The 26209-nt window shown below is 71.5% G+C and carries 24 protein-coding genes; 18 read left to right on the plus strand and 6 right to left on the minus strand.

Translation table 11 applies throughout. The features are described from left to right. Nucleotides 1–26 precede the first annotated feature (26 nt). Together AC4BEG_RS06615 and AC4BEG_RS06620 are read right to left on the minus strand one after the other, a co-directional pair. Nucleotides 27–1145 carry a substrate-binding domain-containing protein gene (locus tag AC4BEG_RS06615; RefSeq protein WP_490704969.1) on the minus strand — a complete coding sequence of 373 codons (1119 nt, stop codon included), beginning with the start codon at nt 1143–1145 and terminating at the stop codon, nt 27–29. Beyond that, nucleotides 1142–3667 carry a SpoIIE family protein phosphatase gene (locus AC4BEG_RS06620; protein ID WP_490704970.1) on the minus strand — a complete coding sequence of 842 codons (2526 nt, stop codon included), beginning with the start codon at nt 3665–3667 and terminating at the stop codon, nt 1142–1144. Before AC4BEG_RS06620 ends, AC4BEG_RS06615 begins: the two co-directional genes overlap by 4 nt. Before the next feature lie 226 nt (nt 3668–3893). On the opposite strand from AC4BEG_RS06620, the gene AC4BEG_RS06625 reads away from it, so the two are divergent. Next, the gene (locus AC4BEG_RS06625; RefSeq protein ID WP_490704971.1) at nt 3894–6353 is read left to right on the plus strand and encodes a SpoIIE family protein phosphatase; all 2460 of its coding nucleotides are present in this window, start codon (nt 3894–3896) and stop codon (nt 6351–6353) included. Between the two features lie 28 nt (nt 6354–6381). Here the strand turns inward: AC4BEG_RS06625 and AC4BEG_RS06630 are convergent, their stop codons facing one another. Beyond that, on the minus strand, nt 6382–6774 hold the full coding sequence (locus tag AC4BEG_RS06630) for a hypothetical protein (protein ID WP_490704972.1): 393 nt from the start codon (nt 6772–6774) through the stop codon (nt 6382–6384). A 383-nt stretch (nt 6775–7157) separates the two neighbouring features. Further along, nucleotides 7158–8102, minus strand: coding sequence for a MurR/RpiR family transcriptional regulator (locus AC4BEG_RS06635; RefSeq protein WP_490704973.1), 945 nt, complete (start codon nt 8100–8102; stop codon nt 7158–7160). Between the two features lie 205 nt (nt 8103–8307). Here AC4BEG_RS06635 and AC4BEG_RS06640 point away from each other — a divergent pair, with 205 nt between their 5' ends. Both AC4BEG_RS06640 and AC4BEG_RS06645 read left to right on the plus strand, forming a co-directional pair. Beyond that, the gene (locus AC4BEG_RS06640) at nt 8308–10677 is read left to right on the plus strand and encodes a collagenase (RefSeq protein ID WP_490704974.1); all 2370 of its coding nucleotides are present in this window, start codon (nt 8308–8310) and stop codon (nt 10675–10677) included. Nucleotides 10678–10842: 165 nt separating this feature from the next. After that, nucleotides 10843–11649 carry a thioesterase family protein gene (locus AC4BEG_RS06645; RefSeq protein WP_490704975.1) on the plus strand — a complete coding sequence of 269 codons (807 nt, stop codon included), beginning with the start codon at nt 10843–10845 and terminating at the stop codon, nt 11647–11649. Nucleotides 11650–11665: 16 nt separating this feature from the next. Here AC4BEG_RS06645 and AC4BEG_RS06650 read toward each other — a convergent pair whose 3' ends face one another. Next, nucleotides 11666–12091: an ATP-binding protein gene (locus tag AC4BEG_RS06650; RefSeq protein WP_490704976.1), complete on the minus strand. Its 426-nt coding sequence runs from the start codon at nt 12089–12091 to the stop codon at nt 11666–11668. A gap of 218 nt (nt 12092–12309) precedes the next feature. Here AC4BEG_RS06650 and AC4BEG_RS06655 point away from each other — a divergent pair, with 218 nt between their 5' ends. The 15 genes from AC4BEG_RS06655 (at nt 12310) to AC4BEG_RS06725 (ending at nt 25072) form a co-directional block, all read left to right on the plus strand. Next, a complete protein-coding gene (locus AC4BEG_RS06655; RefSeq protein ID WP_490704977.1) occupies nt 12310–12789 on the plus strand; it encodes a GNAT family N-acetyltransferase in 480 nt (159 codons plus the stop codon). Nucleotides 12790–12850: 61 nt separating this feature from the next. After that, nucleotides 12851–13633, plus strand: coding sequence for an MBL fold metallo-hydrolase (locus AC4BEG_RS06660; RefSeq protein ID WP_490704978.1), 783 nt, complete (start codon nt 12851–12853; stop codon nt 13631–13633). Between the two features lie 5 nt (nt 13634–13638). Further along, nucleotides 13639–14298: a DedA family protein gene (locus AC4BEG_RS06665; RefSeq protein ID WP_490704979.1), complete on the plus strand. Its 660-nt coding sequence runs from the start codon at nt 13639–13641 to the stop codon at nt 14296–14298. A 291-nt stretch (nt 14299–14589) separates the two neighbouring features. After that, complete coding sequence (locus AC4BEG_RS06670) at nt 14590–15771, plus strand: SchA/CurD-like domain-containing protein (protein ID WP_490704980.1); 1182 nt, start codon at nt 14590–14592, stop codon at nt 15769–15771. A 56-nt stretch (nt 15772–15827) separates the two neighbouring features. After that, nucleotides 15828–16235 carry a cupin domain-containing protein gene (locus tag AC4BEG_RS06675; protein WP_490704981.1) on the plus strand — a complete coding sequence of 136 codons (408 nt, stop codon included), beginning with the start codon at nt 15828–15830 and terminating at the stop codon, nt 16233–16235. Continuing rightward, nucleotides 16232–17491, plus strand: a complete 1260-nt coding sequence (locus tag AC4BEG_RS06680; protein ID WP_490704982.1) for a beta-ketoacyl-[acyl-carrier-protein] synthase family protein — start codon at nt 16232–16234, stop codon at nt 17489–17491. The genes AC4BEG_RS06675 and AC4BEG_RS06680 overlap by 4 nt, the downstream gene beginning before the upstream one ends. After that, nucleotides 17488–18738: a beta-ketoacyl synthase N-terminal-like domain-containing protein gene (locus tag AC4BEG_RS06685; RefSeq protein ID WP_490704983.1), complete on the plus strand. Its 1251-nt coding sequence runs from the start codon at nt 17488–17490 to the stop codon at nt 18736–18738. The genes AC4BEG_RS06680 and AC4BEG_RS06685 overlap by 4 nt, the downstream gene beginning before the upstream one ends. Further along, a complete protein-coding gene (locus AC4BEG_RS06690; protein WP_490704984.1) occupies nt 18738–18995 on the plus strand; it encodes an acyl carrier protein in 258 nt (85 codons plus the stop codon). Before AC4BEG_RS06685 ends, AC4BEG_RS06690 begins: the two co-directional genes overlap by 1 nt. 1 nt (nt 18996) lies before the next feature. Continuing rightward, the gene (locus AC4BEG_RS06695) at nt 18997–19461 is read left to right on the plus strand and encodes an SRPBCC family protein (protein WP_490704985.1); all 465 of its coding nucleotides are present in this window, start codon (nt 18997–18999) and stop codon (nt 19459–19461) included. A 3-nt stretch (nt 19462–19464) separates the two neighbouring features. Then, on the plus strand, nt 19465–19809 hold the full coding sequence (locus AC4BEG_RS06700) for a TcmI family type II polyketide cyclase (protein WP_490704986.1): 345 nt from the start codon (nt 19465–19467) through the stop codon (nt 19807–19809). Between the two features lie 12 nt (nt 19810–19821). Next, nucleotides 19822–21543, plus strand: coding sequence for an acetyl-CoA carboxylase, carboxyltransferase subunit beta (accD, locus tag AC4BEG_RS06705; protein WP_490704987.1), 1722 nt, complete (start codon nt 19822–19824; stop codon nt 21541–21543). Between the two features lie 2 nt (nt 21544–21545). After that, the gene (locus AC4BEG_RS06710) at nt 21546–22175 is read left to right on the plus strand and encodes an acetyl-CoA carboxylase biotin carboxyl carrier protein (protein WP_490704988.1); all 630 of its coding nucleotides are present in this window, start codon (nt 21546–21548) and stop codon (nt 22173–22175) included. A gap of 5 nt (nt 22176–22180) precedes the next feature. Then, nucleotides 22181–23569 (plus strand): acetyl-CoA carboxylase biotin carboxylase subunit, encoded by a 1389-nt coding sequence (gene accC, locus AC4BEG_RS06715; protein WP_490704989.1) that lies wholly within the window; start codon nt 22181–22183, stop codon nt 23567–23569. A 162-nt stretch (nt 23570–23731) separates the two neighbouring features. Next, entirely contained in the window at nt 23732–24229 is a 498-nt protein-coding gene (locus AC4BEG_RS06720) for a hypothetical protein (RefSeq protein ID WP_490704990.1), read from the plus strand. Between the two features lie 96 nt (nt 24230–24325). Then, complete coding sequence (locus tag AC4BEG_RS06725) at nt 24326–25072, plus strand: class F sortase (RefSeq protein WP_490704991.1); 747 nt, start codon at nt 24326–24328, stop codon at nt 25070–25072. 83 nt (nt 25073–25155) lie between these two features. Here the strand turns inward: AC4BEG_RS06725 and AC4BEG_RS06730 are convergent, their stop codons facing one another. Beyond that, entirely contained in the window at nt 25156–26199 is a 1044-nt protein-coding gene (locus AC4BEG_RS06730; protein WP_490704992.1) for a methyltransferase, read from the minus strand. Between the last annotated feature and the right edge of the window lie 10 nt (nt 26200–26209).

Genomic DNA, 26209 nt, shown 5'->3' on the forward strand with positions numbered 1-26209 from the left:
TCGCCACCCGGGGCTCCGCGGGCCCGTCAGGTGATGAGTCCGGCCTGCCGGCAGGCGGCCGCGTACTTCTCGGTGCAGATCTGGTCGGTGGTGTACATCCCGTCCCGGATAAGGATCTTGACGTTGTGGACGTTGACCGAGATCGGATGCAGCAGGACGGCGGGGATGGACCTGCTGGATCCGCTGTTGACCCGCTGCTTGGCGATCGGGGCGAGCGACTTCCCGCGGCCGAGCGCGACAGCCATCTCGGCGGCGGCGTAGGCCTCGGGCTTGAAGGGCTTGTAGACGGTCATGAGCTGTTCGCGGGCGACGATGCGCTGGACGGCGCCGAGTTCGGCGTCCTGGCCGGTGACCGGGGGCAGCGGCTGGATCTTGGCGGCCTTGAGCGCGGCGATGATGCCCGAGGCGAGGCCGTCGTTGGCCGACAGCACCCCGTCGATGTTGCCGGCGCCCAGGGTCGCGATGGCGCCGTTCATGTTGAGGTTGGCGTTCTCCGGCCGCCAGCCGATGGTCTCGTAGGACTTGCCGATCTTGACCTTGCCGCGTAGGACGGCCAGGGAACCGCCTTTGAACCAGCCCGAGTTGGGGTCGGTCGAGGAGCCGTTCATCATGACGATCTGGTCCCGGTGGCCGGGCCGGTGCGGCCCCAGGGCCTTCAGCAGCGCCTCGCCCTGGAGGCGGCCCACCTCCGCGCCGTTGAAGGAGACATAGCCGGAGATGGGTCCCTGGGCGAGCCGGTCGTAGGCGACGACCGGGATGTTGGCCTGGCGCGCCTTGAGCACCGAGGAGCGGATGGCGCGGCCGTCGACCGCGTCGAGGATCAGCACCTCGACCCCGTTGGCGATCATGGAGTCGACCTGCTGCTGCTGGGTGGGGGCGTCGTGCTGGGCGGTGGCGTAGTCCACGGTGCACTTCGGGCACAGCTCCTTGATCCTCTTCATGATCAGGGACTTGTCGAACCCGAAGCGGGCGATCTCGTTGTCCGGGAGCAGCAGGCCGATGCGCAGGCTTCCGCGGTGGGCGGTGCCGCCGGACTGCTCCACCTCGGCAGCCTTGCCGCAGGCGGCGAGGGTCATGGCCAGGGCCAGTCCGGCCGTGACGGCGACGGCGGTGTGCAGCCGGTTGCGCCCCGGGAGGGAGGTCATCGCTCCTGCCCTCCGGCGGCACTGTGGCCGCTCTCCCTCGGGGAGGACAGCGTGATGTCGCTCCAGACCTGCTTGCCTCCGCTGAGCGGCACCGAGCCCCAGGAGTGCGACACCGCCTCGACCAGCAGCAGCCCGCGTCCGCCGGTCGCCTCCCAGTCCACGCTGGTCGGCTTGGTGGGCGTACGGGGCGAGTGGTCGCTGACCGCGATCCGCAGCCGGTCCGCGGTGAGCGTGATGTTGAGATGCACTTCGCCCGTGGTGTGCACCATGGCGTTGGTGACCAGCTCGGAGGTGACCAGCAGGACCACGTCCAGTTCGCCCTCCAGCCCCCAGGTGCGCAGGGTGCGCGCGGCGAAGCGGCGGGCGTGCATCACCGCGTCGGGCAGCCGCCACACGGTCCAGCGGGCGCGGATGGGGCGGACCCGCATTCCGTCGTAGCGCATGAGGAGCAGCGCGACGTCGTCATGGCGGCGGGCGGCGCTGCCGAGCAGTTCATCGGCCACCCGGCCGGGGTCGGAGGGGTCGGCGCGGGCCAGCCGTTCGCGCACCTGCTGGACGCCGTCGTCCAGATCGAGCTGGGCGGACTCCACCAGACCGTCGGTGAGCAGGACCAGCAGGGTGCCGGAGGCCAGACCGATCGCGGTCATCGGGTACTCGGCCTCCGCGACCACGCCCAGCGGGGGGCCGCCCTCGATGGTCAACTCCTCGGTGGCGCCGTCCGGGCGGCGCAGCAGCGGCTGGAGATGTCCGGCGCGGACGAACCACGCCTCGCCCTCCTCCATGTCCAGGTCGACATAGGCGCAGGTGGCGAAGAGGTCGGTCTCCATGTCGACGAGCAGCCGGTTGGCGTGGCTGACGACCACATCGGGCGGATGGCCCTCCACGGCGTAGGCGCGGATGGCCGTGCGCATCTGGCCCATGATGGTGGCCGCGGCGGCGGAGTGGCCCTGGACGTCCCCGATGACCAGTGCCACATGGCCGTCGGAGAGGGGGATGACGTCGTACCAGTCGCCGCCCACCTCCAGGCCCATGGTGGCGGGCAGATAGCGGGTGACGGCCACCCCGCCGGGCAGCACCGGCAGTTTGCGGGGCAGCAGGCTGCGCTGGAGCATCGTGGCCAGCTCGTGTTCGGCGTCCAGCGCGTGGGCGCGCACCAGGGCCTGCCCGACCAGGCCCGCGGTCGCGGTCAGCAGGGAGCGTTCCTCCGGGCCGAACTCATGCGGCTCCTCCCAGCCGATCAGGCAGACGCCGACGATTCGGCCGTTCGCGGGGAGCGGCAGCACGGCGAGGCCCCCGGGGCCGATGCCGGAGAGGCCGGGTTCGAGATCGGCACCGGGGGGCCACAAGCTGACGTGTCCCGCGCGCATCGTCTCGGCCAGGGTGGGCAGGGCGTGGGTGGGCGCGTCCGGGAACTCCGACCGCCACTGGCTGCGCCACACTTCGGGCCAGGCGGTGGGTTCGGCGGGGGCGAGGATGCTGACCACGAGCTGGTCGGCCTGGAGCTCGGCGACCGCGACCCGGCGGGCCCGCAGCGGATCGCGGAGCGCGCTGACCACGGCCTGGCCCACGTCGCGGATGGTGGTGGCACCGGCCAGGGCGGCGGACAGCCGCTGCACCATGGACACCTCGTCGGCGGTGGGCCGCAGATACGACGCCTCCGCGACCACGCCCAGCATCCGTTCCGGGGTGCCGTCCGCCCCGGCCTGGAACCGGGAGCGCAGCCCCAGCCAGCGCAGCTCGCCGTTGGGGCGGCGGATACGGAACGCCAGCTGTGAGCTGCCGGGGGTCAGCCGGCCGGGCTCCACGATGGACATGAGGGCGGGCACATCGTCCGGGACGGTGCTCGCGAGGAGGGTCTCCACCCGTCCGTCGAAGTCCTCCAGGGGGATGCCGAACAGCTCCAGCGTGGGGGGGTCGGCGGTCATCCGCCCGGTGCTCAGCTCGAGTACGAAGGCGCCGACCTGGAGCCGGTCCAGGGTGGAGCCCGCAAGCGACCGCTGCTCCGGGCGCCCCGGCGCGTGCGGTCCGGACGCCTCCAGGCCCGCGGCGACATGGTGGGCGTAGAGCTCGAGGAAGGCGCGGCGGTCCGCGTCGATCCCGTTGGGGGCCTCGTCCACCACCACCAGAGCGCCCAGCCCCTTGCCGTCCCCGCCCAGGGGCAGCACCCCCAGCGAGAGGCCGGCGGCGGACTCGTGGCCGGGCGCGGACGGGCCGTACTCGGCCAGTTCCGCGGGGCTCAGCCACAGCGGGCGGCCGGAGCGGAAGGCGTCGGCGACGGGTGAGCGTCCGGTGAGGGGGTAGCTCGCGGGCAGGGCGTACGGACCGCCGGGGCTACGGACGGTTTCGGCCAGCCGAAGCTCGCCGCCGTCCGCGTCGAACGCGTACACGGCGACCAACGCGGTCCCCGTGAACGTCAGGACATGCCCGGTCACAGCCGCCTGCACCGCCTCCGTGCGCGGGCCGCCGGTCGTCTCGTGGGCGTACCCGAGCTCCTCATCCGCCTCCGCGCGGCAACCGCTCATGGCTGGCGTCGGGGCCTTCAGAGCCGCGCCCCCTTCATAGGGAAAGCGCTCATACCACGAGGATGGCACATCAGGGATGAACAGGGCATCTCAGTCGCCGCCGCACGGGCCACGGCCGATCGGGGCTCATTTGAACCCGCGCGGCGGGAGGCGCATGCTCGGAACATAGTGCGGTCGCGGGGTCCGGCATGCACACAGGACGATCCCTTGAACGAGAAGGGGCGCCATGGACGCCGACCATGCCCTGCCGCTGTCACAGCTGCGTGCCGAGGGCTCGCGGGCCGTCGTGATCATGGTGGATGAGCAGGGCGTCGTCACGGGCTGGAGCACCGGGGCGGAACGGCTGCTCGGCCGCACCACCCAGGACGCCGTGGGCCGCCCGGCCGTGGACTTCCTCACCCCGGATGCCGGAGCCCCGTTCTGGACCCGGCGGTCGGAGGGCGACGACTGGCTGGGCGAGCTGACCGCGCGCCGAGCGGACGGCCGCCCGCTCGCCCTGAGCGGCACCGCCCACCGCTGCGAGGAGGGCGGTGAGCGGGCCCAGTGGATCCTGGTGGCCGCGGCGGCGCCCGCGGCCGGGCAGCACCTGCTGCCGCGGGAGATCGAGCGGGCCGTGGTGCACTGGCTGTTCGCCGGGAACCCGGTCGCCGTGACCATCTATGACACGGATCTGCGCTGCCGCTGGCAGAACGAGGCGATGGTCCGCCTCAGCGGGATGACGGAGGCCGAACGGCGGGGCAAGCGGCTGCCGGAGATCCTCTCCGGACCGGACGCCACGGTGTGGGAGCGGCGGCTGCGCCGGGTGATCGAGACCGGTGAGTCCGCCTTCAGCGGGGAGATGCACGGCCGCGTCCCCGCGGACCCGGAGCGCGACGCCGTCTTCATGGCCTCGGCCTCCGCACTGCGCGACCTCGACGGGCACACCCTCGGCCTGTGCACCACGGTCGCGGACGTCACCGAGCAGTACCAGTCCCGCGAGCGGCTGACGCTGCTGACGGAGGCGGGCACCCGGATCGGCAGCACCCTGGACCTGATGCGCACCGCGCAGGAGCTGGCCGATTCGGTCGTCCCCCAGCTCGCCGACTGGGTCACCGTCGACCTGCTGGACACCCTGCTCGTCGGGGATGAGCCCGGTCCGTTCACCGGGGCGGTGGCACTGCGCAGGGCGGCCAACCAGTCCGTGCTGGAGGGCACGCCGGAGGCGGTGTACCAGCCGGGCGAGGTGGACTTCTATCCGCCGTTCTCGCCCACCGTGCGCTGTATGGCCACCGGCCGGTCGGTCCTCCACCACGTCACCGACCACGACATCAAGGTCTGGCTGGCCCAGGACCCGGCGCGGGCGGAGAAGTTCCGGATCTACGAGTTCCAGTCGATCATGGGGGTGCCGATCCAGGCGCGCGGGATGACGCTCGGCATCACCATGTTCTACCGGCGGACCAAACACCCCTTCACCGACGACGACCGGCTGCTCGCCGAGGAGCTGGTTTCGCGGGCCGCGCTGTGCCTGGACAACGCCCGCCGCTTCACCCGCGAACGCACCGCGGCGCTCAGCCTCCAGCAGAGCCTGCTTCCGCGGGGGGTCCCCGTACAGGCGGCCGTCGAGACCGCGTCCCGCTATCTCCCGGCCGGCGGCAAGACCGGGCTGGCGGGCGACTGGTTCGATGTGATCCCGCTGTCCGGGGCCAGGGTCGCCCTGGTCGTCGGCGACGTCGTCGGCCACGGCATCAACGCCGCCGCCACCATGGGCCGGCTGCGGACGGCGGTGCGCACCCTCGCCGATGTCGATCTCCCGCCGGACGAACTGCTCACCCACCTCGACGACGTGGTGCTCCGGCTCGCCGCCGAGGGCGAGGGCACCGGCTCCCCCACCGACCCGGCGGTCCTGGGGGCCACCTGCACCTACGCGGTCTACGACCCGATCTCGCGGACCTGTTCGCTGGCTCGGGCCGGGCATCCGCCCCCGGCCACGGTCACCCCGGACGGCGCGGCCCGGCTGCTCGATCTGCCCGCGGGGCCGCCGCTGGGTCTTGGCGGCCTGCCGTTCGAGGCCGTCGACGTACGGCTCCCGGAGAACAGCCTGCTCGCCCTCTACACCGACGGGCTGCTGGGCTTCCGGGAGCGGGAACTCGACGGTGCGCTGCACCAGTTGTGCCAGGTGCTGGCCGAACCCGCCCCGTCCCTGGACGCCCTGTGCGACCGGGTGCTGGGCGATCTGCTCCCTGAGCACCCCGCCGACGATGCCGCGCTGCTGATCGCCCGCACCCGGGCGCTGAACCGGGACCAGTTCGCCGTACGGGACCTGCCGGCCGACCCCGCGACCGTCTCCACCGCCCGCTCCTGGGCCACGCGCCAACTCGCCGCCTGGAGCCTGGAGGACGCGTCCTTCGTCACCGAGCTGGTGGTGAGCGAGCTGGTCACCAACGCCATCCGGCACGCGGACGGCCCCATCCAGCTACGGCTGATCCGGGACCGGACCCTCATCTGCGAGGTGTCCGACGCCAGCAACACCGCCCCGCATATGCGCCGCGCCCGGCTGTCCGACGAGGGCGGCCGCGGGCTGCTGCTGGTCGCCCAGCTCACCCAGCGGTGGGGCACCCGGCATGCGCGCGAGGGCAAGACCATCTGGTGCGAGCAGCTGCTCGAGAACGGGAACGGCCCGATGGAGGCGATGCCCTCGGAGCCGTGAACCCCGATCCCGCCCCGGGGCCCGGTGATCAGTGCCGGGAGCCGACCGGGGTCCGGCGGTTCTCCTTCAGCAGCGCCTCCGTGATCAGCCGCACCCCGCCGGCCAGTCGGTTGAGCTGCGCCAGCTCGGCGGCGTAGAGCTTGATGGTGGACTCGATCATCGTCTCGGAGAAGCCCAGGGCGGGCAGTTCGGTACGGCAGGTCTGGAGGGCGGCCCGCACCGTGCGGATCTCGTTCTGGAGCTGAAGCCGCGCATGCCGGGCGAGCAGGATGGGATGCCGGGTGAGGGTGGAATAGCCGGCGTACCGGGCGGGCAGGAGGTCCCGGAGCCACCGGGCCGCCGTGCGCTCCCAGTAGGGGCTGCCCGGAGGGTTGACCTGACAGGGCCAGTCCGCGCTGATCGGAGAGTAGGTCTGGGACATCGTCGTCGCCTTCGAGCAGAGGGTCCTGATCGCGGGGATCAGTGGGTATCCGGCGGCCCTGGGCCCAGGGGTAGGCCCGGGCCGCCGGGGGTGCCCGAGGGGAGCGGACTACCCGAACGGAACACGGTGGGGGCCGACGAGGAGGGTGCCGTCCCTTGGGTGTTCGCCCACATGACTCCCGGGGCTCGCGGCCGCAAGCGCTGGTTCCGGCTCAGCCCCTGAAGGGGCCCGGGTGCCATGTGCAGTAAATATATTTACCGCGAAGTAAGCAAGGGCATGAAAAGTTTCATGCATGTGAGGTTATGCGAACGCCCCGCTCCGGAATCCGGACGAATGGGGTGGGGTGTGCGATGCCGGCCCGGGGGTGACGGGGCCGCGGCGGCTCAGTACTCGAGGAAGAAGTCGTGCTGCTCGGCGGCCTGTTCGTACTTCTGGAGACGGAACTGGGTGCGCTCGGGTTCGGCGTCGGCCATGGCCTGGAGGATGCCCGCGGACAGCATCATGGGCGCCGCGTACGAATCGAAGACCAGACGCGAGCCGGTGGCCGCGGTGAGCGCCAGATCGGCCTCCTCGACCAGCGGTCCGTAGGTGAGGTCGGTGATCAGCGCCACCCGCAGCCCCGAGCGGTGCGCCGCCCGCAGCGCGGCCAGGGTCTCCTTGGCGTGCCGGGGCATCCCGAACGCCAGCACCCAGGTGCCGCCCGCCTCGCGGGACTGGAGCAGCGCGTCGTAGGCCACACTGCCGCCACGGGACACCAGCCGCACATCGGGGTGGATCCGCCGGGCCGCGTAGGCGAAGTACTCCGCCAGGCAGACGGAGATCCGCAGCCCCAGGATGGTCAGCGGCACCGAGCGGGCCAGCTCGCGGCCGATCTCCAGCACCCGGTCGGTGTCGACGAACACCCGGCGCAGGTTCTCCAGGTTCGCGATCTCGTTGTCCACCGCCGCCTGGAGTTCATTGCGGCGGATCTCCTCCCGGGTGCGCGGTGAAGCGGCGACCGCCCGCAGCGCGATGGGCTGCAACGCCTCGCGCAGCGCGGGATAGCCGCTGAAGCCGAAGGAGGTGGCGAGCCGGGTCACCGACGGCTGGCTGACGCCCACCCGGTCCGCCAGTTCCGTGATCGACAGGAAGGCGGCCTCGGTGAGGTGGTCGATGATGTACTGCACGATGCGCCGCTGCGCCGGGGACAGCCGCTGCCGTCCGAACAGAGCGCGGACTTGGGCCGCGGGAGGCTGCTCCAGCGCCTCGGACCCCTCGGACGCCTCGGGGGCCCGGCCTCCCGGTGTGATCGCGGACGCCTGTGCGCGTGCCTGCTGCCCAGATGGCACCGGTGTGCTCCTTCTCGTCCCATCCCCCCGCTCAACATAGCGGGGAACGGCTCATCTCGGGAAACGTGGATTCACGCGCGGCAGGCCGCACGCGGGGGCGAACAACTTCTTACTGACACCTTGTCAGTGCTATTTCATATTACTATGTTACAGATCACACAGCAGAACCACCTGCTTCCACCCCCCAACTCATTCGGGAGATCAGGTGCTCCACAAAAGACCTTCACCGCGGGCGACGCTGCTCGCGGCGGCCATCGCGGCCGTACTGACCCTGCCCCTCGCGCCGAGCGCCCCGGCCTCGGCCGCCACCCACTCCCCCACCAACCCCACGGCCCCCGCCACCTCCTTCCGGTCCGGCCCCGCCGCCGACCCCGGCTCCACGCTCGACCGGAGCACCGGGGTCGAGCGGATCGGACGGGCGCCCAATCCGACCGACGGCCCCGGACGCAACCCCCACGCCCGTATCCCCGGTGACAAGGCCACCGGGAAGGCAGTGCACCGCTCCAAGGTCAAAGCCCTCGGCGGCGCCGTGCCCTGCACCCTGGACGCGGTCAGCGGTCTTGACCCGGAGCGCTTGGCGGACTTCCTCGCCGATCCGGCGGTGACCGCCGACGACTGTCTGCGCGGTCTCATCTGGAACTGGGACCCCCGGCTCGCCCGGATACTCTCCCCCGCCCATGTCCAGGCGGTCTCCCGACGCATCGCCTCACTCGCCCCGTCCCACGACGGCACCAACGGCAGCCATCTGTACGAGATGTTCACCTATCTCCACGCCGCCGTGTACCACGACTTCTCGCACAACGAGATCGACCTCACCGAGCCGACGACCGTGGATGCCATGGTGCGTGGCATCGACGCGTTCGGCACCGCCGCCCGCACCTTCGACGTCACCCGGACCAACGCCGACACCCTGCGCGAGGCGCTGATCGCGGGCAGCGCCCCCGGTCTGCGGCAGCATCAACTCAAGCTCATACCGAAGGTCCTGGCCACCATGGACAAGGACCACCCCGACACCAACAAGGACCGGTCCTGGGGGAACGCCGCCCTGTCCGCCCTGTCCGTCAACTACCTGGGCGTCTACCCGGGCAACCAGGACACCGCCTTCCATCAGGCGGTGGCCGCCGACGCCGGATACCGCGACGCCTTCAAGGCGTTCTCCGGATACGTCCACCTCAAGGACACCGACAACGCCTGGGTGGTCCGGGACGCGATGCTCGAGTACGGCCGCTTCGGCCAGATCGACGCCCTGAAGACGCAGATCGTGGCCGACCTCGGTCCGCTGCTGGACACCGCGAAGCAGAACTTCGGTGACGGCAGCCCGCCCTGGGCGAAGATCGTCGGCTGGCTCAACGTCTACGAGGCGTGCGCCCCGTACCACGTGTGCAAGGAGGACATCGAGAAGCGGCTCTTCCCGAACACCTACGTCTACGACAACAGCGGCATGAAGGTCCGCACCGCTCTGGACGAAGCCACCGTCGACCAGCTCTACTACGCGAGCAAGCAGGTCAAGACGCAGTTTCACCGGGTGCTCGGCACCGAGGAGCCGCTGAAGGACGACACCAACACCACGCTCACCACCGTGCTGTACGCCTCCCGCGCCGACTACGAGAACTACCAGCCCATCCTCACCGGCCTGGACACCAACAACGGCGGCATGTACATCGAGCGCGGCGCCACCTTCTACACCTATCAGCGCCGGGTCCCCGAGGACTCCACCCTCACCCTCGAGGAGCTCTTCCGGCACGAGTACACCCACTACCTCAACGGCCGCTTCGCCGTGCCCGGTTACTTCGGGGAGGGCCCCTGGTACGAGGGTGACCGCACCACCGCCATGGACGAGGGCACCGGCGAGTTCTTCGACGGCGGCACCCGCGGCGACGGGATTCTGGTCCGCAAGTCCCTGGTGCGCGGCATCATCAACGACACCGCGAACGGCGGCCCCCGGATGTCCGTCAGCCAGCTGCTGCATGCCACATACGCCGGCGACGGCTTCCGCTTCTACAACTACGCGGGGACGTTCTTCGAGTTCCTGTGGCGGGACCGTCCCTCACTGCTGCGCGAGATGTACGGCTATCTGCGCGCCGACAACCCGCAGGGCTTCGACGACTGGCGCAACCGCATGAGCTCGGACGCCGGGCTCCAGCAGGCGTACAACACCTTCCTGGACGAGCAGATCGCGAAGGTGGACGACCTGTTCGTGCCGAACACCACGTACGAGCCCGTCGGGTCCCTGCAATTCGCCACCCCGGAGGAGGTCCAGAAGGCCTTCGCCTCCGCCACGCAAAACACTCCGCAGTGCAAGAAGAGTCTGGGCAAGGGCTCCAAGGGCAACCGGGCCGACAGGCCGCGGTTCGTGTGCACCGGCCGGATCACCGCGAACCTGACCGACCCCAACAACCCGGACAAGGTGTTCCAGGAGATGTCCAAGACCGTGGACTACTTCATCCTGGAGCGCAGCCTGAGTGGCGGGAACAACTTCAAGGACATGAACTGCTCCTTCGGAGCGGTGGAGCCCTGGTCCAACGGCAAGGCGGGCACCGCGCCCTACACCTGTGAGGGACCGCTGCGCGCCTAAGGCGCCACCGTCACTGCCTGACCACCGCTGAACGGCATGGCCCGGGGCGCTCATTGCGCCCCGGGCCATCGCCGCGATCAGGGGTGACAGGGAAACTACCGGTCGGTAACGTGTGGGTTTCCACCGGTGAGTGCCATCGGTGAGACGGGAGGCGAAACCGTGGCCATGCCTGCCAGCGACGCCGAGGCGTTCTTCGAACAGGTCGCCGAGGAGCGTTTTGTCCCCACGCCCCTCACCCGAGGCCCCTGGAACCCCGACAGCCAGCACGCCGGCCCGCCCGCGGCCCTCCTGGGCCGTGCGGTCCAGCTCCGCCCCGGCTCCCGTGAGGACATGCGCCTCACTCGTATCACCTTCGAGATCCTCCGCCCGGTCCCGCTGCGCCCGCTGACCGTGACCACCCGCGTCCTCAAGGAAGGCCGCAGCCTGGAACTGGTCGAGGTCTCCCTCACCCCCGACGGCGCCGACGCGGTGATGCGCGCCCGCGCCCTGCGCATCCGCACCGCCCCCGGCACCGCCCCCGAGGTCGCCGCCCCGCTCACCCTCGCGGGGCCCGGCACCACCCGTTCCGAGCCCTTCTTCCCCGTCCCCTGGGAGACCGGCTACCACACGGCCATGGAGATGCGCTTCACCGAAGGGTCCTGTCTCAACCCGGGACCGGCGACCTGCTGGATGCGGATGCGGGTGCCGCTCGTCGCGGGCGAGAAGATCACGCCCTTGGACCGCGTCCTCACCGCCGCGGACTCCATCAACGGCGTCAGCAACGTCCTGGACTTCGCGTCCCACATCTTCGTCAACGCCGATCTGACGGTCCATCTGCACCGTCACCCGGCAGGCGAATGGGTCTGCCTCGATGCCCGGACCACCATCGCCCCCGACGGCATCGGCGTGGCCGACGGCGCCCTCCACGACTCGGCGGGCCCGATAGGCCGGAGTGTGCAGAGCCTGTTCGTGGACGGCAAGCCCACCGGCTGAACGCCCGCTTTGAAGACTAGGCAGGCATGAGGCGCGGGGTCAGCCGGGCGTGCACCGTCTTGCCGGTGGGGCGGCTGGAGACACGGACCGAGTCGGCCAGGCGGTGGACCAGCGGCCAGCCGAAGCCACCGCCGCCGGAGAGGTCGGGGGAACGCCATCGGGGAGGGCGGGGGTCGCTGTCGGTGACGGCGATCTCCAGGCCGTCCCCGACGTGCGTGAGCTCCACATGGCACACCCGGTCGTCGGTGTGCCGGACCACGTTGGTGACCAGCTCGGACACCACCAGTTCCACGGCGTCGGACATCTCGGACGCCCCGCTCAGGGCGGCTCTTCCGAGGAAGCCGCGGGCCACGCGCCGTGCCCGGACGGCAGCGTCGGGGCCGGTCGTCAGATCGGCACTGACGGTGGTGACGGCCTCGGTCAGCTCATGAGCAGCCGACATGGCTCTCCTACCTCCCAACTCCGGTTCCGTCCGCCTCCGAGTGCGGTGCGAAAGGCGGGGTCCCCCGGGGTGCGGGGGAGCCACCGGGTGGCTTCTTCCGCCTTCTTCCCGTCGATCGGCGGGACATGTGTCCGGGTCCGGATTCCTGATGAGCCCGCCGCCCTGAGCCGTCCGCCCCGGTGGACGCGGGCCGTGTCATGCGGTGCACACTGGGCGCCATGACCGGACCGAGAGTGCAGTTGCGTGAGGTGCGACCGGACGACCTTCCCGTCTTCTTCGACCACCACCGGGACGCGGAGGCGGTCCGGATGGCGGCCTTCACCGTCGAGGACCCGGGCGACCGGGAGGCGTTCGACGCCCAGTGGGAGCGGATCCTCGGGGACGACGCGGTGGTCAAGCGGACGGTGCTGTACGGCGGCCGGGTCGCCGGGAACGTCATGAGCTTCGAGCAGTTCGGCGAACCGTCTGTGGGCTACTGGATCGGACGGGAGCACTGGGGCAAGGGGGTGGCCACCCGGGCGCTGACCGCGTTCCTGGAACTGGTCGCGGACCGCCCGCTCTACGCCCGTATCGCCAAGGACAACACGGGATCGCTGCGCGTCCTGGAGAAGTGCGGGTTCACCGTGGCCGGGGAGGAGCGGGGGTACGCGTCCGCGCGCGGCACCGAGATCGACGAACTGGTCCTGGTCCTCGTCTGACGTCGGCGGCCCGGCGGGGTGAGAGGATCGAGGGACGTCCAGCGGCGACGGGAGGCGTTGCGTGTCGGTCGAGATCACCTGGTGGGGGCATGCCACCGCGACCGTGCGGGACTCGGGCGTCCGTGTGCTCACCGATCCCCTCTTCGTACAGCGGCTGGCCCATCTGCGGCGCCGCCGCGGCCCCGTGCCGCCGCCGGACGCCGCGGTCGCCGATGTGGCGCTGGTGTCGCATCTGCACGCCGACCATCTGCACCTCGGCTCACTGGCCCGGCTGCGACCCGACACCCGGCTGGTGGTCCCGTACGGCGCCGGGCGGGCGGTGCCGGGGCTGCGGCGGGTGGTCGCGGCGCGGAAGCTGCGGGTCACCGAGATGCGGCCGGGCGAGGAGTGTGCGGTCGGCGAGGTCCGGATCCGGGCCGTACCCGCCGCCCACGACGGACGACGGCTGCCGTACGGCCGAAGCCGGGTGCCCGCCCTCGGCTACGTCCTGCGCGGCGAGGCCACGACGTACTTCGCGGGCGACACCGGGCTGTTCGACCGGATGGCCGAGGCGGTGGGCCCGTGTGAGGTGGCACTGCTGCCGGTGGGCGGCTGGGGCCCCTACCTCGGCCACGGCCATCTCGACGCGCACCGCGCGGCCCAGGCGCTCGCCCGGCTGGGGGCGCACAACGCGGTGCCGGTGCACTACGGCACCTACTGGCCGATCGGTATGGACGCGGTCCGGCCGCACGAGTTCCACGCACCCGGTGACGACTTCGTACGCCACGCCGGGCGGCTGGCCCCCGGAGCGGCGGTGCACCGGCTGGGGCACGGGGAGTGCGTCCGCCTGGAACCCGCCAGGTGATCCCGGTGATCCATCGCGTGCTGGACGGGGTGGGCGAGCTGGCGCGCGGTGTGCCGCCGGAGTCGACCCAGCAGGCGGTGGGCTATCCCTCGCTGTTCCTGCTGGTGGTGTTCGGCGCGCTGGTGCCGGTGGTGCCGACCGGGGCGGTGGTGAGTTCGGCGGCAGTGGTGGCCGTGCACCAGAGCACGCCGTTCTCGCTGCTGTTCGTCTTCCTGGTGGCGGCGTTCGCGGCCTTCGTCGGGGACCTGTGTCTGTACTGGCTGGGGCGGGGCGGGGTGCGCTCGCTGAGCGGCTCCCGCTGGCTCGCCCGGATCCAGGACCACGCGGCCCCGGAGCGGATCGCCCAGGCGGAAGCGAGGCTGGACCAGCACGGGGTGGCGGTGCTGGTGCTGTCCCGACTGATCCCGGCGGGCCGGATCCCGGTGATGGTGGCGTGTCTGCTGTCGGGGATGCCGCTGCGGAAGTTCATGCGGGGCGCCGGGCCCGCGGCGCTGGCCTGGGCCGCCACGTATCAGCTGATCGGCATCCTGGGCGGCTCGCTGTTCGCGGAGCCGTGGCAGGGCGTGGCCGCGGCGGTGCTGCTGACGCTCGTCATCAGCGTCGTCCCGGCCGTCTGGCGCCGGGTACGGGCACGGCGCGACGCCGAGCACGAAACGGCGGGCTGACCGCCATCTTCCGTACGCGGCCGCGCCGTTGACGGCCGGCGCGGCCACGGCGGCCGACGCGTCACGGGCGGCTGCGGGCGTCCTTCCGGCGTCCCCGCGGACACCCGGCACGCGCCCCCGGGCCCGGCGCGGCGGACCGTGCCGGGCCGGTCGGCGGCCGCGCCACACGGTGTGATCCGGCCTTCGCTCAGATGGCTCACAAATCTCGCGCCATACATGGGAGCGCTCCACGATCGTCCTTGCGGGCGGCGCATTCCAGGAAGGTCGCAAGCCCCCAAGGAGGAGTGGAACATGAGCACCCTGCCCCAGGCTCCACAGACCACCACGACGCCATCGATGACCACGCAGTCGGCGCTGACCGACACCCGGCTGCGCGTGGTGCTGCTGCTGGATGTGCGCAGTGGTGCCGAGGAGCGTTTTCTGCGTGCGTACGACGAGCTGTGCCAGCAGGTGGCCTCGGTACCGGGCCATCTCAGCGACCAGCTGTGCCAGTCGATCGAGGACCCGTCCAAGTGGCTGATCACCAGTGAGTGGGAGAGCGCTCCGCCGTTCCTCGCCTGGGTGGACAGCGCGGCCCACCGCGAGATGGTCAAGCCGATGCACGGCTGCGTCAAGGACACCCGGTCGCTGCGGTTCGGCATTCTGCGCGAGACCGACCACGGCACGGGCCCGGCGGCGAACCGGGGGCGGCTCCAGCCCGCCCCGCGGATCGGTGACGGGGTGGTCCGGCACGCCCTGACCTTCACCGTCAAGCCCGGCAGTGAGAAGGACGTCGCCGCGATCCTGGCGAACTACGCCTCGCCCGAGTCGCGGGTGGACGACACCACCCGGCTGTGCCGCACCTCGCTGTTCATGAGCGGCAATCGGGTGGTGCGCGCCGTCGAGGTCCAGGGCGAGCTGATGGCGGCGCTGCGCCATGTGTCCCGGCAGCCGGAGATCCGCGAGGTCGAGGAGGCCATCAACCCGTATCTGGAGGAGGCGCGCGATCTGGACGACCCGGAGTCGGCGCGGGAGTTCTTCATGCGGGCGGCGCTGACGGCCGTGCACCACCTGTCGGTGAAGGGTGCGGGACACTCGTCCGCCGACATACGGCGTCATGCGCTGCTCTACCCGGTCCGGGAGGGCAACGGGATGGCGGTCGCCCGGCTGCTGGCCCGCCAGGACGAGCTCGCCATCGGCGGCGAGGGGGCGGGCGGACGGAAGGGCCGGGGGAAGAAGGGCGCACCGGCCCTGGTGACCAGCACGATCTTCCACCACGTGGACACCGTCGTCCGGCTGGTGGATATCACCGGTTCGCTGGACCAGGACCCCGCGCTCTTCGCCGGGGTCGGCGGCAAACGTGCCGCGGCCATGCTCAGCCGGCTGGTCGAGGTCGGTCCGGGGCGGGATCTTTCGGACGAGGCGGGGCTGCGGCGTTTCCTCGCCGACTGCGACATGACCCCGATCACCGACCGCCGTGCGGCGGACTACTGACGTCGTTCCCGCTTGCCCGCGTCCCCTTTCGTCCCCACATCCGGAAGGTACCGATCATGACCACGCAGTCCTCCCGCATCGTCGACCTCGCCGACATCGCGCACAACCGTCGGCGCGGCGGCGACCTGCGCGCCATGCTCACCCCGAGCACCGTGGGCGCCACGAGCGGCTTCATGGGTCTGGCCATCATGGGGCCCGGTGAACGCATCGGCGAGCACTACCACCCGTACTCCGAGGAGTTCGTGTTCGTCGTGTGCGGCGATCTGGAGGTGGATCTGGACGGGGCCACCCACCCGCTCCGGCCCGACCAGGGTCTGCTGATCCCCCGCGATATGCGCCACCGCTTCCGCAATGTGGGGGACACCGAGGCCCGCATGGTCTTCCACCTCGGTCCGCTGGCCCCGCGTCCCGAGCTCGGGCATGTGGACACCGAGGCCACCGAACCGGCAGAGGCATCGTCGTGACCCGACGGGTGGCGGTCACCGGGATCGGTGTGGTCGCGCCGGGAGGCGTGGGCGTCCCGGCCTTCTGGGACATGCTCACCGCCGGGCGTACGGCGACGCGCGGGATCACGCTCTTCGATCCGGCGGGATTCCGGTCGCGGATCGCCGCCGAGTGCGACTTCGACCCGGTGGCCGCCGGGCTGACCGCGGAGCAGATCGAACACTCCGACCGGTACGTGCAGTTCGCGATCGCCGCCTCGATCGAGGCGACCCGGGACGCGGGCCTGGCCCCGCAGCCGGAGAGCTGGCGCACCGCGGTGTCGCTGGGCACCGCGGTCGGCGGCACCACCCGGCTGGAGCACGACTACGTCAAGGTCAGCAGCGGGGGCGAGCACTGGGACGTGGACCACCGGCGGGCCGGTCCGCATCTGCACCGTGCGTTCGCCCCCAGCGCGCTGGCCTCCGGTGTCGCGGAGCTGATCGGCGCACAGGGCCCGGTGCAGACCGTCTCCACCGGCTGCACCTCGGGCCTCGACGCCATCGGCTACGGCTTCCAGGCGATCGAGGAGAACCGCGCCGATGTGTGCCTCGCGGGCGCCGCGGACTCGCCGATCTCCCCGATCACCGTGGCCTGTTTCGACGCCATCAAGGCCACCTCGGCCAACAACGACGACCCGGCGCACGCCTCGCGGCCGTTCGACGCCCGCCGCGACGGCTTTGTCCTGGGTGAGGGCGCCGCCGTGCTCGTCCTGGAGGAGCTGGAGCACGCGCGCGCCCGCGGGGCCCGGATCTACTGCGAGATGAAGGGCTTCGCCACCTACGGCAACGCCTATCACATGACCGGTCTGACACGGGAGGGCCTGGAGATGTCCGAGGCCATCGACCACGCGCTGGGACATGCGCGTATCGACAGCTCCGAGATCGACTACGTCAACGCACACGGCTCCGGCACCCAGCAGAACGACCGCCATGAGACCGCCGCGGTCAAGCGCTCGCTGGGCGAGCACGCATACCGCACCCCGATGAGCTCGATCAAGTCCATGGTCGGCCACTCCCTCGGCGCCATCGGGGCGATCGAGGTGGTGGCCTGCACCCTGGCCCTGGCCCACGGTGTGGTGCCGCCGACCGCGAACTACGAGAACCCCGACCCCGAGTGCGACCTCGACTACGTACCGCGCACCGCACGTTCGCTGCCGCTGCGCCATGTGCTCTCGGTGGGCAGTGGGTTCGGCGGCTTCCAGTCGGCGGTGGTCCTCAGCCACGGGGGTGCGTCATGAGAGCCCGGGAGAGCGGACACGACCGCGGCGCGGTCATCACCGGGCTGGGGATCGTGGCGCCGAACGGGGTGGGCACCGACGCCTACTGGAAGGCGGTACGGGAAGGGATCAGCGCCCTGGACCGGCTCTCCCGGGAGGGCTGTGAACACTTCCCGCTGCGGGTCGCGGGCCAGGTCCGCGGTTTCGAACCGGGCGCGGTGATCGAGGAGCGCTTCCTCGTCCAGACCGACCGCTTCACCCACTTCGCGATGGCCGCGGCCGATCTGGCGCGGGAGGACGCCCGGCTGCCGGCCGGGGAGATGTCGCCGTTCGCGGTGGGCGTGGTGACCGCGGCGGGCTCCGGTGGCGGTGAGTTCGGCCAGCGCGAGCTTCAGCAGCTGTGGGGCAAGGGTCCGCGGTATGTGGGCCCGTACCAGTCGATCGCCTGGTTCTACGCGGCCAGCACCGGCCAGATCTCCATCCGCGGCGGCTTCAAGGGCCCCTGCGGGGTGGTGGCCAACGACGAGGCGGGCGGCCTGGACGCGATCGCCCACGCCTGCCGGTCCATCCGGCACGGCGCGGACGCGATCGTGGTGGGCGCCGCCGAGGCGCCGCTCGCCCCGTACTCGATCGTCTGCCAGCTCGGCTACCAGGAGATGAGCCTGGCCCGTGAACCGGGCCGGGCCTACCTGCCGTTCACTGAGGACGCCCGCGGATTCGCCCCCGGTGAGGGCGGGGCCATGCTGATGGTCGAGGAGGAGGGCGCCGCGCTGCGCCGCGGGGCGCGGATCCGCGGCCGGATCCTCGGCCATGCCGCGACCTTCACCGGACCGTCCCAGTGGGAGCGTTCCCGGGAGGGGCTCGCCCACGCGATCCGGGTCGCCCTGGCGGACGCGGACTGTGCGCCGGAGGAGGTCGACGTGGTGTTCGCGGACGCCCTCGGCACCCCGGCGGCGGACCGCGCCGAGGCGCTCGCCCTCGCCGACGCGCTGGGCGCGCACGGCACCCGGGTCCCGGTGACCGCCCCCAAGACCGGCTTCGGCCGGGCGTACTGCGCCGCTCCGTGCCTGGACGTGGCGGCCGCGGTGCTCGCCATGGAGCACCGTGTGGTCCCCCCGACCCCGTACGTCACCGACGTATGCCATGACCTCGACCTCGTCACCCGCACCTCCCGTCCGGCCGAGCTGCGGACGGCGCTGGTGCTGAGCCGAGGGCTCATGGGTTGTAACGCGGCGCTCGTGCTCCGCGGCCCGGAAGGAGATATCTGATGCCCAGTCAACTGTCCTACGGCGAACTGGCGGCGCTCATGAAGAGCTGCGCCGGACTCACCGTCGACCCCCAGCTGCTCGAAACCCGCCCGGACGCCCCCTTCGAGGAGTACGGGCTGGACTCGCTCGGTCTGCTCGCCATCGTCGGCGAGCTGGAGAACCGCTACGGCACCCCGATCGAACCGGGCGCCGAGAGCTCCAAGACCCCCGGCGACTTCCTCGACGTCATCAACACCTCAATCACCACGGGAGCATGAGATGGCCGCCCATACCGACAACGAGATCGTGATCGCGGCTCCCCTGGACCTGGTCTGGGAGATGACCAACGATCTGGAGAACTGGCCGCAGCTGTTCAGCGAGTACGCCTCGGTGGAGGTGCTCCAGCGCACCGGTGACACCACCACCTTCCGGCTGACGATGCACCCCGACGAGAACGGCAAGATCTGGAGCTGGGTCTCCGAGCGGGAGACGGCCCGCGATGTGCGGACCGTCTGGGCGCGCCGGGTCGAGACCGGCCCCTTCGCGTTCATGAACATCCGCTGGGAGTACGACGAGGAGCCCGAGGGCACCCGGATGCGCTGGACCCAGGACTTCGAGATGAAGCCCGACGCCCCGGTCGACGACGCCGGGATGACGGAGCACATCAACCGCAACTCCAAGATCCAGATGGAGCTGATCCGGGACAAGATCGAGCAGCGCGCCCGCGCGCGGGTGGGTGCGTGAGCCATGTACCGATCACTGATCGTCGCCCGGATGAAGGACGACTCGGCCGCGGACATAGCCTCGGTCTTCGAGGAGTCGGACCGCGGTGAACTGCCCCGGCTGATCGGGGTCACCGGCCGCAGCCTGTTCCAGTTCGGCGATGTGTATCTGCATCTGATAGAGGCCGACCGCCCGCCGGGACCCGAGGTCGCGCGGCTGGCCGGCCATCCGGAGTTCCGCGACATCAGCGACCGGCTGGGCGCGTACGTCCAGGCGTACGACCCGGAGACCTGGCGGGAGCCGAAGGACGCGATGGCCCGCGAGTTCTACCGCTGGGAACGGGACCGGAGCGGCCCGGCCCGGAGCTGAAGGGAGCACCACGTGGTCGCCGACTGGGTGCGCTGCGCGGGCTGTGCCGGGCTGATCTACGGCAAGCGGTTCACCCGGTGTCTGCGGGTCTGCCCGGACTGCGGCCGGCACAGCCCCCTGTCCGCACCGCAGCGGCTGGACCAGCTGCTGGACCCGGGCAGCGCCGAGCCGCTCGACACGGTGCGGACGGTGGACGACCCGCTCCGCTTCACCGACACCCGGCCGTACCCGGACCGGCTGGCGGAGGCGCGCACGGAGACCGGTCTTGACGAGGCCGTGGTCTGTGTCCGGGGCCGGATCGAGGACCGCCCGGTGGTGGTGGCCGTGATGGACTTCCGCTTCCTGGGCGGCAGTCTGGGCTGCGCGGTCGGTGAGCTGATCACCGAGGCGGCCCGGACCAGTCTGCGCCACCGCGTTCCGCTGCTGCTGGTCACCGCCTCGGGCGGGGCGCGGATGCAGGAGGGTGTGCTGTCCCTGCTCCAGATGGCCAAGACCGCGCAGGCGCTGGCCGCGCTCGACGCGGCGGGTGTGCTCACCGTCTCACTGGTCACCGATCCGACGTACGGGGGCGTGGCGGCCTCCTTCGCCACGCTCACCGACGTGATCATCGCCGAGCCCGGTGCGCGGCTCGGCTTCGCCGGGCCCCGGGTCATCGAGCAGACGACCCGGGAGCGGCTTCCGGAGGGCTTCCAGACCGCTGAATTCCTGCTGGCGAACGGCATGGTGGACAGCATCGTGCCGCGCCCGGGACTGCGGTCCGCCCTCGCCCGTCTGCTGGGTCTCGGGCGCCCCGGCCCCGCCCCCGGCTCCGGCGCGGAACCCGTCCCGGAGCACGCCCCGCTCGCCCCCGCCGAGGTGCTGCTGCGGAACCCCGAGGAGCTTGCGGAACGGGAGCCGTGGGAGGCGGTACGGCTGGCCCGGCACCCCGGGCGGCCCACCGCCCGGGACTACATCGGCCATCTTCTGGACGACTTCCACCCGCTGCACGGCGACCGGCTGGCCGAGGACTGCCCGGCGGTGCTCGGCGGGCCGGGGCGGCTGAACGGCATGCCGGTGATGGTGATCGGCACCCACAAGGGCGGACCCACCCTCGCCGAGCGCGAGGCGTGCGCCTTCGGGATGGCCACCCCCGGCGGCTACCGCAAGGCGGCCCGGCTGATGCGGCTGGCCGCCAAGCTGGGGCTGCCCGTCATCACCCTGGTGGACACCCCCGGCGCCGACCCCGGCACCGACTCCGAACGCGGCGGCCAGGCACTGGCCATCGCGGAGAACCTGCGGCTGATGTCCGTACTGCCGGTGCCCATCGTGGCCGTCGTCACCGGGGAGGGCGGCAGCGGCGGGGCCCTGGCCCTGGCCGTCGCCGACCGGGTGCTGATCAGCGCGGGCGGGGTGTACTCGGTCATCAGCCCCGAGGGCTGCGCCGCCATCCTGTGGAAGAACCCGGAGGCCGCGCCCACCGCGGCGGCGGCGCTGCGGATGGACCCGCGGGAGCTGCTGCGCCTGGGGGTGGTCGACGGGGTGGTCGCGGAGCCGCCGGACGGCGCTCACAGCGACCACGCCAAGGCGGCCGCGCTGCTCGGTGACGCACTCACCACGTGCTTGGGCGAGTTGACCCCGTGGGACCCGGACCGGCTGCGGCAGGAGCGTGTCCGCCGCTTCCAGCGGGTCGGCGTCGCCACCGACGCGGACCCGGTCGCCACCACGGCAGAGGCAGACGACGGAAGAGGTGCATGACCATGGACGGTCCTGTGACGAACACCGCGGAGCACCGGGAGAACGGCCACCACCGGCCCGGTCCGGTCGTGCTGCCCCCGCACGCCACCCTGGACTCCCTGTGCCGCAGTGTGACCGAGCTGGCGAAGGCCGCCGATCAGCAGCCGCGCCGGATCACCCTGCGGCACGGACAGACGACGGTCGAGATGGAGTGGCCGGACCCGGCCGGGACCCGTCCGGGCGCGTCGCCACCGGCCCCGGCCGGGCCCACGGCGGAGGGCACCGCGGGCCCGGTGGCCACGGCCGCCCCCGCGGCCCCGCCCGCCGTCGTGGACGGCGCGCACCCCGGACACCCGGCGCACACCGCCCCGGCGCCCCAGGACGCGGCGCCGGCGCTGCGGTACGTACAGGCACCGACGGTCGGCACCTTCTACCACGCGCCCGAACCGGGAGCCCCGCCGTTCGTCGCCGTCGGCGACCTCGTCAAGCCGGGGCAGCCGGTGGGTGTCCTGGAGGTCATGAAGATGATGAGCACCGTCGAAGCGGACAGCGCGGGACGGGTGGTGGAGATCCTGGTGCCCAACGGCCAGCCCGTGGAGTACCAGCAGCGGCTGCTCGCGGTGGAGCCGCTGTCCGGCACCGGACCGGGGTGAGGACGGTGTTCTCCACCGTTCTCGTCGCCAACCGCGGCGAGATCGCGATCCGGGTGGTACGCGCCTGCCGTGAACTGGGCATGCGCACGGTCGCGGTGTACTCCACCGCGGACCGTGACTCGGCCGTCGTCCGGCTCGCGGACGAGGCCGTGCATATCGGGCCCGCGCAGTCCAAGCGCAGCTATCTCGCCATCCCCGCGATCATCGAGGCGGCGCGGCGCACCGGTGCCCAGGCCGTCCACCCGGGTTACGGATTCCTCTCCGAGGACCCCGACTTCGCGGAGATCTGCGAGGACAACGGGATCACCTTCATCGGTCCCCCGGCCACGGTGATGCAGCGGCTCGGGGACAAGGCGGCGGCCCGCGCCCTGATGGAGAAGGCGGGGCTGCCGGTGCTGCCGGGGAGCCCCGGCGCGGTGGCGACTCCGGTGGAGGCACGGGAGATCGCCGAGCGGATCGGCTATCCGCTGATCCTCAAGGCGGTGGCGGGCGGCGGCGGCCGGGGGATGGCGGTGGTGCGCCAACCCGACGCCCTGGTAAGGGCGTTCAACGAGACGCGCGCGCACGCGCGCGCGGTATTCGGGGACGAACGCCTCTACATGGAGCGGTTCGTCGATGATGCCCGCCATGTCGAGGTACAGGTGATCGGGGACCGGCACGGCCGGGCGGTCCATCTCGGCGAACGCGACTGCTCGGTGCAGCGGCGCCACCAGAAGATGGTGGAGGAGGCCCCGGCGCCGAATCTCCCGCCGGAGCGGCGGGAGGAGATGTGCGCGGCGGCGGTGCGCGGCGCCGAGGCGGTGGGCTATGTGGGTGCGGGCACCTTCGAGTTCGTGCTCTCCCCCACCCATGAATTCCATCTCATGGAAATCAACTGCCGCCTCCAGGTGGAACATCCGGTCACCGAGATGGTCACGGGAATCGATATCGTCCGGGAGCAGATCCTCATCGCCGCCGGACAGCCGCTCTCCGTCCGCCAGGAGGATGTGGTGCGGCGCGGGGTGGCCATCGAATGCCGGGTGAATGCCGAGGATCCGGACCGGGAATTCATCCCGGCCCCCGGACTGCTCACCGAATTCACGCCGCCCGGCGGGCCCTTCGTCCGGGTGGACACCCATGCCTTCCCCGGCTGGCGGGTGGGGCCGGACTATGACTCGCTGCTGGCCAAGACCGTTGTCTGGGCGCCCGACCGGGAGCAGGCGCTGGCGCGCATGGACCGGGCTCTGGGCGAGTTCCGGGTCACCGGCGAGGGCGTACGGACCACCCTCGGCTTTCTGCGCCGCGTACTCGCGCACCCGGATTTCCGCTTGGCGACACACAGCACTGGGCTTATCGGAACGATGTCGGCTGAATCGGTGACGGGGCATCAGCCCGTTCGCGCGGCAAAAGAGTGATCACTGCGCTTATCTCCACTCGGAGGGCTTAACACCGGGCCGATTGTAGGCCGCGTCAGGTGGCACCTGACGCATTCTTCGCTGACGGTGGATAAGACGCCTACGCGATCCCTTTGTCTGGCAACTGGTCAGTAATCGTGCAGGCGCCGGAAGGAATGACTCATGCGATCGACTCGCGCACTCTTCACCGGGGCGGCGATTGCCGCCACCCTGACCCTGGGCGCCCCTGCCGCCGCGTTTGCCGCCGACGTCTCGGACCCGGGCGGTCACGGTGGGTACTCGAGCAGCCAGGAGTCCTCCGAGGACGGCGGCCGGGAGGGCGACCGTAGGCAGCACGAGGAGCCCGAGGGCAAGATGGAAGGCAAGATGGAGGGCAAGGAGGAAGGCAAGGAGGAAGGCAAGGAGGAAGACTGGTCCGGCGGCAAGGAGGAGGGCAAGGAGGACCACGGCCGCGAGCACGACTGGTCCGGCGGCAAGAAGGGCGACTGGGACGGCGGCTCCTGGAAGTCCGAGAAGCCGAAGGGCGGCGTCCACACCGGCGGTGGCGGCATGGCATCCACGGGCAGCGGCATGGCCGCGGGCTCCGTTCTGCTTCTCGGTGGCCTCGGCGCCGGCGCCTACGCCCTGCGTCGCCGTAACTCCGCGGGCACCGCGATCTGAGCCTGACTCTTTCGTATTCCGTGCTGCCGTGGCACCTCCGCCCAGCGGTGGTGCCACGGCAGCGCTACGCGGCTTGCGAGAAAGGCACACACCTCCATGAGCAAGCAGGGCAAGCAGGGCGGCGCCGACGGCAACACCCGCGTGCTCCGGTGGGCCGCGGCATCGGCCCTCATCGGTGTCTTCCTGATCTACAACTCCGTCGACGCGGCCTCCCAGAACACTCCGTCGGACCCACCCACCGCCGCCGCCTCCGCCCCCGCGAACCGGCCGGAGCCGGAGTCGGTTCCGGACATGGACACGGAACCGCGGACACCGCCGCAGCAGGAGCCCTCCGAGGAGTCGGCGGCCACCCCGCATTACCGGCCCGGCCCCGCGCTCTCCCGCTCCCCCGCGACCCATCTGGACATCCCCTCGATCGGGGTGAGCGCTCCGTTCACCCAGCTGTCGCTGGACTCGGGCGGCACCCTGATCCCGCCTCCGGACACCGACAACAACCTGGTCGGCTGGTACAAGGACGGCCCCGCCCCCGGGGAGCGCGGCAACGCCATCGTGGCGGGACATGTGGACACCAAGATCGGCCCTGCCGTGTTCTACACGCTCCGCAACCTGAAGGTGGGCAGCCAGGTCAACATCACCCGCGAGGACGGGATCGTCGCGACCTTCACCGTCGACAAGATGAAGACCTTCAAGAAGAACGACTTCCCGGACCGGAAGGTGTATGGGGAGACCCCCAACGCCCAGCTGCGTCTGATCACTTGTGGTGGCGCCTACGACCACAACGTCAAGGACTACACCGCGAACGTGGTGGCGTTCGCCCATCTCACCACCTACCGGTGGGCCTGAGCGCACCGGCCTGAGAACACCAGGGTGCCCGCGCTGTCGTGGACAGCGCGGGCACCCTGGTGTGACGGTCGGCGGCGGGCGGCTCAGCCCGGCACCGTGCTGTCGAAGGCGTGCAGATAGCCGTTGACCGGGCGGATGTCGGTGACGGTGAGTCCGGCGGCGGTCATCCGCTCCGTCATGCTGTCCGTGGTGTGCTTGCGGCCGCCCACGTTGAGCAGCAGGAACAGATCCATCGCCGTGGTGAACGACGCGGGGCTGTTGTCGACGAGGTTCTCGATGACCACGACCCGGGCACCCGGCCGCGCGGCCCTGACCACATTGGCCAGGGTGCGACGGGTGCTCTCGTCGTTCCACTCCAGGATGTTCTTGATGATGTACAGATCGGCCTGGACCGGGACCTCCTGACGGCAGTCGCCGGGCAGTAGCGTGGCCCGGTCGGCCAGCGCACCGCCGTCCCGCAGCCGGGGGTCGGCGCCCGCCACCACCGGCGGCAGATCGAGGAGCGTACCGTGCAGGGCCGGATGCCGCTCCAGCAGACCGGCCAGCACATGCCCCTGGCCGCCGCCGATGTCCACGACGTCCTTGATGCCGTCGAGGTCGAGGAAGGCGGCGACGTCCTCGGCGGACTGTCTGCTGGAGGTGGTCATCGCCTTGTCGAACACCTCGGCCGACTCCGGGGCGTCCTCGTGGAGATAGCGGAAGAAGTCCTTGCCGAAGATCTCGTCGAAGAGGACACCGCCGGAGCGGACCGCCTGGTCGAGGCGTGGCCACGCCTCCCAGGTCCAGGGCTCGGTGCACCACAGGGAGATGTAGCGGAGGCTGTGCGGCGCGTCCTCGCGCAGCAGCCGGGAGATGTCGGTGTGGGTGAAGCGGCCGTCCTCGGTCTCGGCGAAGATCCCGCAGCAGGCCAGGGCGCGCAGCAGCCGGCGCAGCGGATCGGGCTGGGCGGCCACGGCGGCGGCCAGCTCCTCGACGGTGGCGGGCCGCTCCCCCAGTGCGTCGGCGACACCCAGCCGGGCGGCGGCGCGGACGGCGGCGGCGCGGGCGGCGCCGAAGGCGATCTCGCGCAGCTGCCGGGTCGCCTGCGGTGGAGCGGGGGCGGAAGGGGTGGTCCCCGTGGTGGTCATGACGCCGCCT

Source organism: Streptomyces sp. JLBJ103 (genome assembly GCF_058215575.1).

Coding starts and splice junctions, on each gene's coding strand:
- AC4BEG_RS06615 (WP_490704969.1), bottom strand. CDS start 1,145: ATGACCTCCCTCCCGGGGCGCAACCGGCTGCACACCGCCGTCGCCGTC.
- AC4BEG_RS06620 (WP_490704970.1), bottom strand. CDS start 3,667: ATGAGCGGTTGCCGCGCGGAGGCGGATGAGGAGCTCGGGTACGCCCAC.
- AC4BEG_RS06625 (WP_490704971.1), top strand. CDS start 3,894: ATGGACGCCGACCATGCCCTGCCGCTGTCACAGCTGCGTGCCGAGGGC.
- AC4BEG_RS06630 (WP_490704972.1), bottom strand. CDS start 6,774: ATGTCCCAGACCTACTCTCCGATCAGCGCGGACTGGCCCTGTCAGGTC.
- AC4BEG_RS06645 (WP_490704975.1), top strand. CDS start 10,843: ATGCCTGCCAGCGACGCCGAGGCGTTCTTCGAACAGGTCGCCGAGGAG.
- AC4BEG_RS06650 (WP_490704976.1), bottom strand. CDS start 12,091: ATGTCGGCTGCTCATGAGCTGACCGAGGCCGTCACCACCGTCAGTGCC.
- AC4BEG_RS06655 (WP_490704977.1), top strand. CDS start 12,310: ATGACCGGACCGAGAGTGCAGTTGCGTGAGGTGCGACCGGACGACCTT.
- AC4BEG_RS06670 (WP_490704980.1), top strand. CDS start 14,590: ATGAGCACCCTGCCCCAGGCTCCACAGACCACCACGACGCCATCGATG.
- AC4BEG_RS06675 (WP_490704981.1), top strand. CDS start 15,828: ATGACCACGCAGTCCTCCCGCATCGTCGACCTCGCCGACATCGCGCAC.
- AC4BEG_RS06685 (WP_490704983.1), top strand. CDS start 17,488: ATGAGAGCCCGGGAGAGCGGACACGACCGCGGCGCGGTCATCACCGGG.
- AC4BEG_RS06690 (WP_490704984.1), top strand. CDS start 18,738: ATGCCCAGTCAACTGTCCTACGGCGAACTGGCGGCGCTCATGAAGAGC.
- AC4BEG_RS06695 (WP_490704985.1), top strand. CDS start 18,997: ATGGCCGCCCATACCGACAACGAGATCGTGATCGCGGCTCCCCTGGAC.
- AC4BEG_RS06700 (WP_490704986.1), top strand. CDS start 19,465: ATGTACCGATCACTGATCGTCGCCCGGATGAAGGACGACTCGGCCGCG.
- AC4BEG_RS06710 (WP_490704988.1), top strand. CDS start 21,546: ATGGACGGTCCTGTGACGAACACCGCGGAGCACCGGGAGAACGGCCAC.
- AC4BEG_RS06720 (WP_490704990.1), top strand. CDS start 23,732: ATGCGATCGACTCGCGCACTCTTCACCGGGGCGGCGATTGCCGCCACC.
- AC4BEG_RS06725 (WP_490704991.1), top strand. CDS start 24,326: ATGAGCAAGCAGGGCAAGCAGGGCGGCGCCGACGGCAACACCCGCGTG.
- AC4BEG_RS06730 (WP_490704992.1), bottom strand. CDS start 26,199: ATGACCACCACGGGGACCACCCCTTCCGCCCCCGCTCCACCGCAGGCG.